General features: G+C 73.1%; 10 protein-coding genes. 6 read left to right on the top strand and 4 right to left on the bottom strand.

Annotation, left to right across the window (positions count from 1 at the left end):
* The first annotated feature begins 45 nt into the window (after window positions 1-45).
* The 3 genes from QWJ41_RS13315 (at window position 46) to QWJ41_RS13305 (ending at window position 3,696) form a co-directional block, all read left to right on the top strand.
* A complete protein-coding gene (locus QWJ41_RS13315) occupies window positions 46-1,146 on the top strand; it encodes a ScyD/ScyE family protein (protein ID WP_302708898.1) in 1,101 nt (366 codons plus the stop codon).
* 166 nt (window positions 1,147-1,312) lie between these two features.
* Window positions 1,313-2,419: a ScyD/ScyE family protein gene (locus tag QWJ41_RS13310; RefSeq protein ID WP_302708897.1), complete on the top strand. Its 1,107-nt coding sequence runs from the start codon at window positions 1,313-1,315 to the stop codon at window positions 2,417-2,419.
* 62 nt (window positions 2,420-2,481) lie between these two features.
* On the top strand, window positions 2,482-3,696 hold the full coding sequence (locus QWJ41_RS13305) for an amidohydrolase (RefSeq protein WP_302708896.1): 1,215 nt from the start codon (window positions 2,482-2,484) through the stop codon (window positions 3,694-3,696).
* On the opposite strand, the gene QWJ41_RS13300 is transcribed toward QWJ41_RS13305, so the two are convergent.
* From QWJ41_RS13300 to QWJ41_RS13285, 4 genes are all read right to left on the bottom strand, one after another.
* Window positions 3,681-4,979 (bottom strand): ABC transporter permease, encoded by a 1,299-nt coding sequence (locus QWJ41_RS13300; RefSeq protein ID WP_302708895.1) that lies wholly within the window; start codon window positions 4,977-4,979, stop codon window positions 3,681-3,683. The two genes, QWJ41_RS13305 and QWJ41_RS13300, sit on opposite strands and share 16 nt — an antisense overlap.
* Window positions 4,976-6,256 carry an ABC transporter permease gene (locus tag QWJ41_RS13295; RefSeq protein WP_302708894.1) on the bottom strand — a complete coding sequence of 427 codons (1,281 nt, stop codon included), beginning with the start codon at window positions 6,254-6,256 and terminating at the stop codon, window positions 4,976-4,978. Before QWJ41_RS13295 ends, QWJ41_RS13300 begins: the two co-directional genes overlap by 4 nt.
* Window positions 6,253-7,767 carry an ABC transporter ATP-binding protein gene (locus tag QWJ41_RS13290; protein ID WP_439117328.1) on the bottom strand — a complete coding sequence of 505 codons (1,515 nt, stop codon included), beginning with the start codon at window positions 7,765-7,767 and terminating at the stop codon, window positions 6,253-6,255. Before QWJ41_RS13290 ends, QWJ41_RS13295 begins: the two co-directional genes overlap by 4 nt.
* Before the next feature lie 99 nt (window positions 7,768-7,866).
* Window positions 7,867-8,955 carry a BMP family lipoprotein gene (locus QWJ41_RS13285; protein WP_302708893.1) on the bottom strand — a complete coding sequence of 363 codons (1,089 nt, stop codon included), beginning with the start codon at window positions 8,953-8,955 and terminating at the stop codon, window positions 7,867-7,869.
* A gap of 192 nt (window positions 8,956-9,147) precedes the next feature.
* On the opposite strand from QWJ41_RS13285, the gene QWJ41_RS13280 reads away from it, so the two are divergent.
* The 3 genes from QWJ41_RS13280 to QWJ41_RS13270 are packed head-to-tail and all read left to right on the top strand — an operon-like array spanning window position 9,148 to window position 12,328.
* Entirely contained in the window at window positions 9,148-9,567 is a 420-nt protein-coding gene (locus tag QWJ41_RS13280; protein WP_302708892.1) for a cytidine deaminase, read from the top strand.
* Window positions 9,564-10,850 (top strand): thymidine phosphorylase, encoded by a 1,287-nt coding sequence (locus QWJ41_RS13275; protein WP_302708891.1) that lies wholly within the window; start codon window positions 9,564-9,566, stop codon window positions 10,848-10,850. The genes QWJ41_RS13280 and QWJ41_RS13275 overlap by 4 nt, the downstream gene beginning before the upstream one ends.
* 23 nt (window positions 10,851-10,873) lie before the next feature.
* Complete coding sequence (locus QWJ41_RS13270; RefSeq protein ID WP_302708890.1) at window positions 10,874-12,328, top strand: fused MFS/spermidine synthase; 1,455 nt, start codon at window positions 10,874-10,876, stop codon at window positions 12,326-12,328.
* Window positions 12,329-12,355: the final 27 nt, after the last annotated feature.

Genomic DNA, 12,355 nt, shown 5'->3' with positions numbered 1-12,355 from the left:
CCTTGAGCGTGGAGGCCCCCTCCACCCGACCGTGGAGGAACCCCCATGAACCGTCTCGTCTCGGCCCTCGTGCTCGCCCCGGCGCTCGGCGCGCTGGCCACCGGCTCCGTGCTGGCCCCAGCCGCGACCGCGGCCGCCCCCGACCCGTCCGCGCGCCCCGAGGCGCACGGCCTGATGACCCCGCTGAGCCTCGCCGTCACCGAGCGCGGGGTCGTGCACGTCTCGCAGAACTTCGCCGGGCTGCTGACCCGGATCGGGCCCGGCGGGAAGCGGAAGCTGGTCGCCCGGGCCGACCGCGGCGGAGAGGTCGGCGCCGTCTCGGTGCGCCGGGGCGTCGTGACGTACGCCGTCTCCCGCGGGCACAACGAGTCGGGCCTGGTCCGCCAGGTCAGGCGCAACGGCACCGACCGCGCGCTGGCCGACCTCGGCCGCCACGAGCGCCGCAACAACCCCGACGGCGACGTGACCTACGGCTTCACCGACCTGCGCAGGAAGTGCGAGGCCAAGCTGCCGGAGTACGTCGGCCCAGCGCGCTACGACGGGGTCGTCGAGACCCACCCCTACGCGACGACCAGCATCGGCGACACCGTGTACGTCGCCGACGCGGGCGCCAACGCCGTGCTCGCGATCGACCGCGACGGTGACGTCTCCACCGTGGCGGTCGTGCCCCCGGCGGTGGCGAAGGTGACCAAGAAGGTCGCGCGCGCCAACGGCCTGCCGGCCTGCACCGTCGGCTCGCGCTACCGCTTCGAGGCGGTGCCCACCGACGTCGAGGTCGGCCCGGGCGGAGACCTCTACGTGACCTCGCTGCCCGGCGGTCCCGAGGACGGCAGCGTCGGTCGCCTGGGCTCGGTGCACCGCATCGACCGCCTCAGCGGCGACACGACGCGGGTCGTGCGCGGCCTGCTGAGCGCGACCGGCCTGGCGGTCGCCGGCAACGGCGACCTCTACGTCGCCGAGCTCTTCGGCGGCCGCATCGTGCGGGTGCTGGCGGGCTCCTCGAAGCCGACCACCCTGCGCCGGGTCACGATGCCCGGTGACCTCGAGATCGCCGGCGGACGGCTGTGGGCCACCACCGAGGTGCTCGTGGGCACCGAGCCCGGCCAGCGACCGGGCGGCAAGGTGCGCAGCTTCCCCCTGCCGTGACCCTGCCGTGACCCTGCTGCGACTCTGCTGCAACTAGGGTGCCTGGCCCGTACGGGGGAGCCCGGACGGGCCAGGCGGGGCCCGGTGAAGATGGCGCACGCGGGTCATGCGCGCCCGCGCGGGACGGGAGCACGATCGGTCACCATCTCTTCTCCAGGAGGCCGTCGTGCACCCGATCCGTCGCAGCGCCGCTCTAGCCGGCATCGTGTCCGTCACCACCCTGGTGACCGGCTCGATGATCGCCCCCACCATGGCCGCCCGGGCCCCGGATCCGTCCGCGCGGCCCGAGGTGCGCGGCCTGGTGACGCCGTTGAGCCTGGCGGTGGGCGACGAGGGGACCGTCCACGTCTCGGAGAACTTCGCCGGCCGGCTGGTGGAGGTGACCCCGGACGGCAGGCGGCGCGTGGTCGCGTCGGTGCGCCGTGGCGGTGAGATCGGTGCCGTCTCCGTGCACGAGGGCGTGGTGACCTACGCCGTCTCGCGGGGGAACAACGAGGTGGGCAAGATCCGCCAGGTCCGGGCCGACGGCACCGACCGGGGCCTCGCCGACCTCGGCAGGCACGAGCGCGCCGACAACGCCGACGGCGACGTGACCTACGGGTTCTCGAGCTTGAGCAGGAAGTGCGAGGCCAGGCTGCCCGGCTACGTCCGGCCCGCGAGGTACACGGGCCACGTCGAGACCCATCCCTACGCATCGACCAGCCACGACGGCACCGTCTACGTGGCCGACGCCGGCGCGAACACGGTCGTGGCGATCTCCGAGGCCGGCGACATCTCGACCCTGGCCGTGGTGCCCCCGGCGAAGGCGAAGGTGACCAAGTCGATGGCCAGGCGCAACGGCCTGCCGCGCTGCACGGTCGGCTCGCGCTACCGCTTCGAGGCGGTGCCGACCGACGTCGAGGTGGGACCCGACGGGCAGCTCTACGTGACGTCGCTGCCCGGCGGGCCCGAGGACGGCAGCGTCGGCAGGCTGGGGGCGGTCTACCGGATCGATCCCGGCACCGGCGCGATCGAGAAGGTGGTGCGCGGGTTGCTGAGCGCCACCGGGCTCGCGGTCGCCGACAACGGTGACATCTACGTGGCCGAGCTCTTCGGTGGCCGGATCGTGCGGGTCGCCGACGGCACCGGTGAGCCGACCACGCTGCGCCGGGTGACGTTGCCCGGCGACCTCGAGATCGCTGGCGGACGGCTGTGGGCCACCACCGAGGTCCTGGTCGGTGCCGGGCCGGGCGAGAAGCCCGGGGGCATGGTGCGCAGCTTCCCGCTGCCGTAGCCGTCGTGTCCAGCACCACCTAGCCGAGCGGCGGCGCGGGCGGGCCCACTAGCCTGGGCCCGATGTCCAGCGACGCACGCCCCGACGCCCGCCTCCGCGACCTCGTCCGCGACGAGGTGGAGGCGGGCGCCGAGGCGCTCTCGCTGCTGCGCCGCGACCTGCACGCCCACCCCGAGCTGTCGTGGGAGGAGACGCGCACCACCGCGGTGGTCGCCGAGCGGCTCGAGGCCCTGGGCTGGCGCATCGAGCGGCTGCCCGGCTCGGGACTGGTCGCCGACCTGGGGGAGCGCAGCGCCCGCCCGGTCGTGGGCCTGCGCGCCGACCTCGACGCGCTGCCGGTGCAGGAGACGACCGGCGACCCGTGGAGCAGCACCGTGCCCGGCGTGGCCCACGCCTGCGGCCACGACGTGCACACCACGGTGCTCGTCGGCGCCGCGGGCGCGATCGCACGCGCCCACGCCGAGGGGCTGCTGACCGGACGGGTGCGGCTGTTCTTCCAGCCGGCCGAGGAGGTGATGCCCGGGGGAGCGCTGCGCCTGATCGGGCTCGGCCTGCTCGACGGCGTCGACCGCGTCTTCGCGCTGCACTGCGACCCGGGCGTCGACGTCGGCCAGGTGGGCCTGCGCCTGGGCCCGATGACCAGCGCCGCCGACCAGGTCGACGTGCGCTTCGAGGGCGCGGGCGGGCACACCTCGCGGCCCCACCTGACCGCCGACCTGACCTTCGCGCTGGCCAAGGTCACCACCGAGCTGCCCGCGATCCTCTCGCGCCGCTTCGACCCCCGCTCCGGCGTCTCGGTCGTCTGGGGCCGCATCGAGGCCGGCAGCGCCCCCAACGTGATCCCCGAGCGGGGGCTGCTGTCGGGCACGGTGCGCATCCTCGACGCCGCCGCCTGGGCCGACGCCGAGAAGATGGTGCGCGAGATGGTGCACGAGATCGTGCGCCCCTACGGCGTCACCGCCCACGTCGACTACGTGCGCGGGGTCCCGCCGGTGGTCAACGAGGCCGTCTCCCACAAGCTGCTCGGCGACGCCGTCGCCTCCGTGCTCGGCCCCGACGGGCGGGTGCTGGCCCCGCAGAGCCTCGGCGGCGAGGACTTCGGCTGGTACGTCGACGAGGTGCCCGGCGCCATGATGCGCCTGGGCACCCGCACCCCCGGGGGAGCGACGTACGACCTGCACCAGGGCGACCTCCGCGTCGACGAGCGGGCCCTGGTCATCGGGGCCCGCCTGCTCGCCGAGGTCGCGCTGCGCGCCGCCGCTCAGCCCTTGCGGTAGGGCGTGCCCACCGCCGCGGGTGGCCGCGAGCGGCCCACCAGCCCGGCGACCGCGAAGACGGTGACGACGTAGGGCAGCATCAGCATGAACTCGCTGGGCACCGGGGAGCCGATCACCGACAGGACGCCCTGCAGGTTGGAGGCGAAGCCGAAGAGCAGCGCGGCCAGCGTCGCCCGGATCGGGTCCCACTTGCCGAAGATGACCGCAGCCAGGGCGATGTAGCCGGCGCCACCGGTCATCTCGCGGTTGAACTGCGAGACCGAGACCAGGGTGTAGAACGCGCCACCGGCGCCGGCGGTCGCGCCGGCGATCAGCAGGGTGCGGTAGCGGGTGCGCAGGACGTTGATGCCCACCGTGTCGGCGGCCTGGGGGTGCTCGCCGACGGCGCGCACGCGCAGGCCCCACCGGGTGCGGTAGAGCGACCAGGTCACCACGGCCACGGCCACGTAGAGCAGGTAGACCACGACGGACTGGCGGAACAGGATCGGCCCGATCACCGGGATCTCGCCCAGCAGCGGGACCGAGACCGGGCCCAGGCGCGGCGGGCTGTTGAGCGTGGCCGCGTTGGGCGCCAGGACCTGCGAGAACATGAAGCTCGTCAGGCCGATGATCAGCACGTTGAGCACGACGCCGACGATCACCTGGTCGACGAAGTAGCTGATCGCGAAGACGCCGAGCACCAGCCCGACCAGCGCACCGGCGAGCATCGCCCCGATCAGGCCGGCCCAGGCCGAGCCGAGCAGGGAGCCGACCAGCGCGGCCGCGAAGGCGCCGGCCAGCAGCTGGCCGTCGATGGCGATGTTGACCACGCCGACCCGCTCGCCCAGCACGCCGCCCAGGGCGCCGAAGACCAGGGGCACCGCGAGCGCCAGCGCGCCGGCGAGCAGACCGATCACCGGCAGCGTCGCACCGGCGGCGGCCCAGGCCAGGAAGCCGATCATGGCCACGACGCCGTACGCCGCCGGCAGCCAGAGCGGGACCTTGGTGCGCGCCAGGTAGCGGCGCACCGCCTCGGCGGTGGCCAGGGCCATCAGCACGATCGCCACCCAGGCGGTGGCGTTGGCGGGCACGGTGACGTCGGGCAGCTGGGCCAGGTCGCGCCGGGTCGAGAGCCGGAAGGTGGTGTCACCGGTCTGCGAGCCGAACGCCACCACCGCGGCGAGCAGGAGCGTGACGACGCCCAGGATGATCGCGACCTTGGGGCTGGCCGTCGTCATCACGTGCGGGCCGTCGGGCCGCCCGGCGCGGTCGTCGGTGGGAGCGGCGGCGTGCGGCGTGCTCACTTGGCCTCCTGGGCGGGCAGGCGGAACATAGCCCGCACCAGCGGGGGAGCGGCGATGAACAGCACGATGAGTGACTGGATGACGAGGACGATGTCGACCGGGATGCCCTCGGAGGCCTGCATCGAGAAGCCGCCGGCCTTGAAGGCGCCGAAGAGGAGCCCGGCCCCGAGGATGCCCAGCGGGTGCGAGCGGCCCAGCAGGGCCACGGTGATGGCGTCGAAGCCGATGCCGGCGTCGAGGTCGACGGTGACGCCGCTGGTGGCGGTGCCGAGGATCTGGTTGGCGCCGGCCAGGCCGACCAGCGCTCCCGAGATCAGCATCGCCAGCACGTAGGTGCGGCCCACGTCGATGCCTGCGGTGCGGGCCGCGTGCGGGTTGGCGCCCACGGCGCGGAAGCGGAAGCCGAGGGCCGAGCGGTTCAGCACCCACCACACGACCGCCACCGCGACCAGGGCCAGCACGAAGCCCAGGTGCAGGTTGAACCGGTCGCCGAGCAGGTCGGGCAGGATCGCGGAGTCCTGCATGGGCAGCGACTTGGGGTTGATGGACCCCGGCGCCTGCAGCAGGCTCTGGCGCGAGAGGGCGTAGAAGACCAGGTAGAAGCCCACGTAGTTGAGCATGATCGTCACGATCACCTCGTGGGCGCCGGTGCGGGCCTTGAGCACGCCCGCGATGCCGGCCCAGAAGGCGCCGGCGACCATGCCGGCGAGCACGGCCGCCGCCAGGTGCAGCGGGAAGGGCAGGTCGACGTTGATGCCGACCCAGCCCGCCGCGGCGCCGGCCAGCAGCATCTGGCCGCGGCCACCGATGTTGAACATGCCGGCGCGGAAGGTCAGCCCGACGCCGAGCCCGGCCATGATCAGCGGGCCGGCGAACTTCAGGGTCTCGGTCAGCGGCCGGATCTGGGAGGCGAAGTCGGCGCCGCGGGAGTTGTAGATCGAGCCGCGGAACAGGGAGCCGTAGGCACCGGAGATCGCTTGGCCGGCCGCGGAGAAGAAGTCGCCGGGGCGCGAGAACACGTAGCCGGAGGTCTCGCGCACCGCGTCGTCGGTGACCAGGATCAGCAGCGAGCCGATCGCCACCGCGAGCAGCACCGAGAGCAGCGCGACCAGTCCGTTGCCGGTGGTGATGGCACGCACCGCCTCGCGCCACCGGTCCTCGGACGGCGGCGGTGTCGCCGCCTGGCCGGTCGCGGTGCTGGTGCCGGCCGTGCGGTCGGTGGGGCCGGGGATGCCCTGGCTCCCGGCTCCGGTGGGCTGGTCCTCGGGGCGGCTCATGCGACGTCTCCTGTGGGGGGTTCTCCGGTCATCATCAGGCCGAGCACCTGGCGGGGCGTGTCGGCCGGGACGATCCCGACCACCCGGCCCCGGTAGAGCACCATGATGCGGTCGGCGAGCGCGACGACCTCGTCGAGCTCGGTGGAGACCACGATGACGGGGACCCCGGCGTCGCGGGTGGCGACGATCTGGCTGTGGATGAACTCGATGGACCCGACGTCGACGCCGCGGGTGGGCTGGGCCGCCACCAGGAGGCGCAGCTCGCGCGAGAGCTCGCGGGCCACCACGACCTTCTGCTGGTTGCCGCCGGAGAGGTTGCCGGCGGGGGTGGTGATGCCGGGGGCGCGCACGTCGTACTGCGCCAGCTTCTCCTCGGCGAACTCCTGCAGCGCGGAGAGCTGCAGGGAGCCGGCGCGCACGAAGGGGGCGCCGAAGCTGCGGTCGAGCATCAGGTTCTCGGCGATCGTGAAGGAGCCGACCAGGCCGTCGACCTGGCGGTCCTCGGGGACGAAGCCGACCCCGGCGTCGAGCACGTCGCGGACCTTGCGGCCCACCAGCTCGCGGCCGTCGAGGCGGATCGAGCCCAGCACGTGGTGCTGCAGGCCCAGCAGCGCCTCGGTCAGCTCGGTCTGGCCGTTGCCCTGGACGCCGGCCACCGCGAGGATCTCGCCGTCGCGGACCTCGAAGCTGATGTCGTCGACCTGCACGAGCCCGGCCGGGTCGACGACGGTGAGCCCCTCGACGACGAGGGACGCGGCGCCGAGCTCGGGCTCCTTCTTGCTGACCGTCAGCTCGACGGGCCGCCCGACCATCATGGCGGCGAGCTCGGCGTTGCTGGCCGACGGCTCGGCCTCGCCCACGACCTGGCCGCGGCGGATCACGGTGATGCGGTCGGCGACCTCGCGGACCTCGCGCAGCTTGTGGGTGATGAAGACGATCGCGGCGCCGGAGCGGCGCAGCTCGCGCATGATCTCCATCAGCTCGTCGGTCTCCTGCGGGGTCAGCACCGCGGTGGGCTCGTCGAAGACGAGCACCTTGGCGTCGCGGGAGAGCACCTTGATGATCTCGACGCGCTGCTGGACGCCGACCGGCAGGTCGCCGACCACGGCGTCGGGGTCGACGTGGAAGCCGAAGCGGGCGGAGATCTCGCGCACGCGCTCGCGCGCGGCCTCGAGGTCCAGGGACCCCGCGAAGCCGGTCTCCTCGTTGCCGAGCATCACGTTCTCGGCGACGGTGAAGACCGGGACGAGCATGAAGTGCTGGTGGACCATGCCGATGCCGGCCGCGATGGCGTCGCCGGGACCGGTGAAGGACTGGACCTCGCCGTCGAGGACGATCTGGCCCTCGTCGGCGCGGTAGAGGCCGTAGAGGACGTTCATCAGCGTCGACTTGCCGGCGCCGTTCTCCCCGAGCAGGCAGTGGATCTCACCGCCCTCGACGGTCAACGAGATCCGGTCGTTGGCGACCAGGCTGCCGAAGCGCTTGGTCACCTCGCGTAGGGCCAGTTGCATGGGGTGGGTCCTTGCCAGACAGGGGAGCGAGACAGGGGAGTGGTGGACGTGGAAGCGGGGGGAGGCCGGCCGTGGTGGCCCGCCTCCCCCCGCCGGTGCTCAGTTGAGGTAGGACTCGACCTTGATGGAGCCGTCGATGATGCCTGCCTTGACCTGCTCGATCTCGTCGGCCAGCGAGTCGGAGACCTTGTCCTCGAAGTTGTGGAACGGGGCGAGGCTGACGCCCTCGTTCTCGAGGGTGCCGACGTAGGCGGTCGGGTCGAACTCGCCGTTGCTGGCGGCCATGACCGTGTCGTACGTCGAGACGTCCATGCCCTTCTGGATGGAGGTCATGATGACGTCCTGGGTGGCCGGGTCGGTCTCGAACTGGTCGGCGTCGACGCCGATCATGGCGATGTCGCGACCCGAGTCGGCGATCGCGGTCAGCGCGCCCTGGTAGATGGGGCCGCCGACCGGCAGGATCACGTCGACGTCCTGGTCGAGCAGCTGCTTGGCGGTGTTGGTGGCCTTCTCGTTGGCCTCGAAGCCACCGGTGAAGGAGCCGTTCTCGCCGTCCCAGCCGACGACCTCGACGTCGGCATCCTTCTGCTCGTTGTAGTACTCCACGCCCTGGCGGAAGCCGTCCATGAAGATGGTGACGGTCGGGAAGGGCTGGCCGCCGTAGGTGCCCACGACGCCGGTCTTGGTGTAGTCGGCAGCCGCGTAGCCGGCGAGGAACGCCGCCTGGGCGGTGTCGTAGAGGAGCGGCTTGACGTTGTCGGCGTCCTTCTCACCGTCGAAGTCGGTGTCGGCCGCGTCGTCGATGAGGGCGTACTGCATCTCCGGGTTGGCGTTGGCCGACTCGACCGTGGCCGCGGCCAGCGCGAAGCCGACCGAGACGATGATGTCGCAGCCCTCGGCGACCAGGCTGTCGAGGTTCGGGCCGTAGTCGTTCTCGCTGTTGGACTCGACGCCCTTGGCCTCGGTGCCGATCTCCTCGGCGGCCTTCTCGACGCCCTCGAAGCTCAGCTGGTTGAAGGACTTGTCGTCGAATCCGCCGGCATCGGAGACGATGCAGGGCAGGAAGTCGCTCGACCCGTCGGCGCCGGTGCTGTTCTCTTCGCTGGGTGCGTCGCCGCAGGCCACGAGGGTCGTGGTGGCCGCGAGGGCTGCAATGCCGCCGACGACGGTCTTCCTGATGCTGTTCAACGTGTTCCTCCAGTTCCGAGCCCCTCACCTCCGGGGGCCAACGACGGAACGGTAGTACCGAAGGGGGTGGCGCGGGGCCGCATCACGACGGCAGACCTCAACAGTTATCGACTTGGAACCTCGTGGCCGCACCCACTCCGCGCTCGGCGGGTGGTGCCTCGTGGTCCACTGGGACCCGACCGAGGAGGGACGATGGCAGAAGCGGAGCAGGTCCACGGCGAGCCGTGGGAGTCGCTGCGGGAGCGCGCGGTGGAGGCGATGCACCGGGCCTACGCGCCCTACTCGTCCTACCCCGTCGGGGCCGCGGCGCTGGTCGACGACGGCCGCACGGTCGTGGGGTGCAACGTCGAGAACGCGGCGTACGGCGTGACGCTGTGTGCCGAGTGCGGTCTGGTCAGCCAGCTGCACCTCACCGGCGGCGGCCGCCTGACCCACTTCGTGTGCGTGGGCGGCGACGGCCAGGTGATCATGCCCTGCGGCCGGTGCCGCCAGCTGCTGTTCGAGAACGGCGGACGCGAGCTGGTGCTCTGGACGGTCAGCGGTCTGCGGACCATGGACCAGGTGCTGCCCGACGCGTTCGGCCCCGACGCCCTGGACGAGAGGAAACGATGAGCAAGCACGATGCGGTGGAGGTCATCCAGGCCAAGCGCGACGGCCACGGCCTGAGCGACAGCCAGATCGACTGGGTGGTCGACGCCTACACCCGTGGCGACGTCGCCGACGAGCAGATGTCGGCGCTGGCCATGGCGATCCTGCTGCGCGGCATGGACCGCGGCGAGATCAGCCGCTGGACGCAGGCGATGATCGCCTCCGGCGAGCGGATGGACTTCTCCGGGCTCTCGCGGCCCACCGCCGACAAGCACTCGACCGGCGGCGTGGGCGACAAGATCACCCTGCCGCTGGCGCCGCTGGTGGCCGCCTGCGGCGTGGCGGTGCCGCAGCTGTCGGGTCGCGGGCTGGGCCACACCGGCGGCACCCTCGACAAGCTCGAGGCGATCCCCGGCTGGCAGGCCGACCTCTCGAACTCCGCGCTGCTCGAGCAGCTCGAGGAGATCGGCGCCGTCATCTGCGCCGCCGGCGCCGAGCTGGCCCCGGCCGACAAGAAGCTCTACGCGCTGCGCGACGTCACCGGCACCGTCGAGGCGATCCCGCTGATCGCCTCCTCGATCATGAGCAAGAAGATCGCCGAGGGCACCGGTGCGCTGGTGCTCGACGTCAAGGTCGGCACCGGCGCCTTCATGAAGTCCATCGAGGACGCCCGCGAGCTCGCCGAGACGATGGTGGCGCTGGGCAACGACGCCGGCGTCACCACGGTCGCGCTGCTCACCGACATGTCCACCCCGCTGGGCCGGACGGCCGGCAACGCGATCGAGGTCGCCGAGTCCGTCGACGTGCTCGCCGGTGGCGGGCCCGCCGACGTGGTCGAGCTGACCGTGGCCCTGGCCCGCGAGATGCTCGCCGCTGCCGGCGTCACCGACGTCGACCCGGCCGACAAGCTCGCCGACGGCTCGGCCATGGACACCTGGAAGGCGATGATCCGCGCCCAGGGCGGCGACCCCGACGCCGAGCTGCCCCGCGCCAAGGAGGAGCACGTCGTCGAGGCACCCACCAGCGGCGTGCTGACCCGCCTCGACGCGATGGCGGTCGGGATGGCCGCGTGGCGCCTGGGCGCCGGCCGGGCCCGCAAGGAGGACCCGGTGCAGGCCGGTGCCGGCGTCGTGTGGCACGCCCGGCCCGGCGACGAGGTCACCGCCGGCGAGCCCCTCTTCACGCTGCTCACCGACGAGCCCGAGCGCTTCGAGCGCGCGCTGGCCTCGCTCGAGGACGGCTACGACATCAGCGACGCGGGAAGCGACTTCACCCCCGACCCGCTGGTGATCGACCGCATCGGCTGAGCGGGCAGCATGGACGAGCAGCCGTGAACGAGAGGGGCGCCGTCGCCCTGGTCTTCGGCTCCTCGGCGGCCGTGCTGGTCGTCGAGCTGGTGGCGCTGCGGCTGCTGGCGCCGTACCTGGGGCTGACGCTCGAGACCAGCACGCTGGTCATCGGGCTCGCGCTCTCCGCGATCGCGCTCGGCTCCTGGGCCGGCGGCCGGGCCGCCGACCGGGTGCCGCCGCGGCGCACCCTGGGGCCGCTGCTCGGCATCTCCGGGGTGGTCGTGGCGCTCACGCCGCTGCTGGTGCGCGGAGGGGCCGAGACCGGCGCCGGCACCCTGGTCGTGCCGGCCGCGATCGTCACGATCGTGGTGCCGGGGGCGCTGCTCTCGGCGATCACCCCGATGGTCACCAAGCTGCAGCTGACCAGCCTCGAGGAGACCGGCACCGTCGTGGGCCGGCTCTCCGGCATCGCCACCGCCGGGTCGATCGCAGGCACCGTGGTCACCGGCTTCTTCCTCATCTCGCTGGTGCCCGTCAGCGCCATCCTCGTCGCCCTGGGCGTCACGCTCGTGGTCTGCGGGGTGCTGGTCGACTGGCGGGTGCGCGGCTGGCGCACCGTCGCGGCGCCGGTGGCCCTGGTGCTGCTCGGCGGCCTGGGGGCGGCGGCCGCGCCCGGCGGGTGCGACGTCGAGACGACCTACCACTGCGCGGTCGTGCAGGAGGACCCCGAGCGCGACGGCGGCCTGGTGCTGGTCCTCGACGGGGTGCGGCACTCCTACGTCGACCCCGACGACCCGACCCACCTCGAGTTCGCCTACGTGCGCGCGGCGGCCGCCGCGATCGACTCGGTGCGCCCGGCCGGCGAGCCGCTGGAGGCCTACCACCTCGGTGGCGGCGGGCTGACCCTGCCGCGGTGGCTCGAGGCGACCCGCCCCGGCAGCCGCAGCCTGGTCTCCGAGATCGACGCCGGCGTGGTCGACCTCGACGTCGAGCGGCTCGGGCTCGAGACCGGCCCCGACCTCGAGGTGCGCGTCGAGGACGGCCGCCTGGGGATCGAGAGCCTCGACGACGCGGCGTACGACGTGGTGGTGGGTGACGCCTTCGGTGGGCTGAGCGTGCCCTGGCACCTGACCACGCTGGAGGCGGTGCGCGAGGTGCGGCGGGTGCTGGTCGACGACGGCGCCTACGTGCAGAACCTCATCGACCGGGGGCCGCTGGCCTTCGCACGCGCCGAGCTGGCCACGCTCGACGCGGTCTTCGAGCACGTCGCGCTGCTCGCCCCGCCCGCCACCCTGGCCCGCGAGGACGGCGGCAACCTGGTCGCCCTGGCCTCGCCGGCGCCGCTCGACCTCGAGCAGGTGCAGGCCGGTCTCGACGAGCGTGACACCGGCTGGCGGCTGCTCACCGGCGCGGCCCTGCGGGAGTGGGTCGACGGGGCCGAGGTGCTCACCGACGACCACGCCCCGGTCGACCAGCTGCTGACGCCGTACGGCTGAGGGCGCCGGGGCCTGACAGCATGGAGG

The organism is Nocardioides cremeus, from assembly GCF_030518195.1.
Classification (GTDB): Bacteria; Actinomycetota; Actinomycetes; order Propionibacteriales; family Nocardioidaceae; genus Nocardioides; species Nocardioides cremeus.
Note: the sequence above shows the minus strand (reverse complement) of the source record. Positions and strands in the feature narration are given on the sequence as shown.

Bases quoted from the DNA above. Each gene is read 5' to 3' on its own strand.
- QWJ41_RS13315 (WP_302708898.1), top strand. From the start codon at position 46: ATGAACCGTCTCGTCTCGGCCCTCGTGCTCGCCCCGGCGCTCGGCGCG.
- QWJ41_RS13305 (WP_302708896.1), top strand. From the start codon at position 2,482: ATGTCCAGCGACGCACGCCCCGACGCCCGCCTCCGCGACCTCGTCCGC.
- QWJ41_RS13295 (WP_302708894.1), bottom strand. From the start codon at position 6,256: ATGAGCCGCCCCGAGGACCAGCCCACCGGAGCCGGGAGCCAGGGCATC.
- QWJ41_RS13290 (WP_439117328.1), bottom strand. From the start codon at position 7,767: ATGCAACTGGCCCTACGCGAGGTGACCAAGCGCTTCGGCAGCCTGGTC.
- QWJ41_RS13280 (WP_302708892.1), top strand. From the start codon at position 9,148: ATGGCAGAAGCGGAGCAGGTCCACGGCGAGCCGTGGGAGTCGCTGCGG.
- QWJ41_RS13275 (WP_302708891.1), top strand. From the start codon at position 9,564: ATGAGCAAGCACGATGCGGTGGAGGTCATCCAGGCCAAGCGCGACGGC.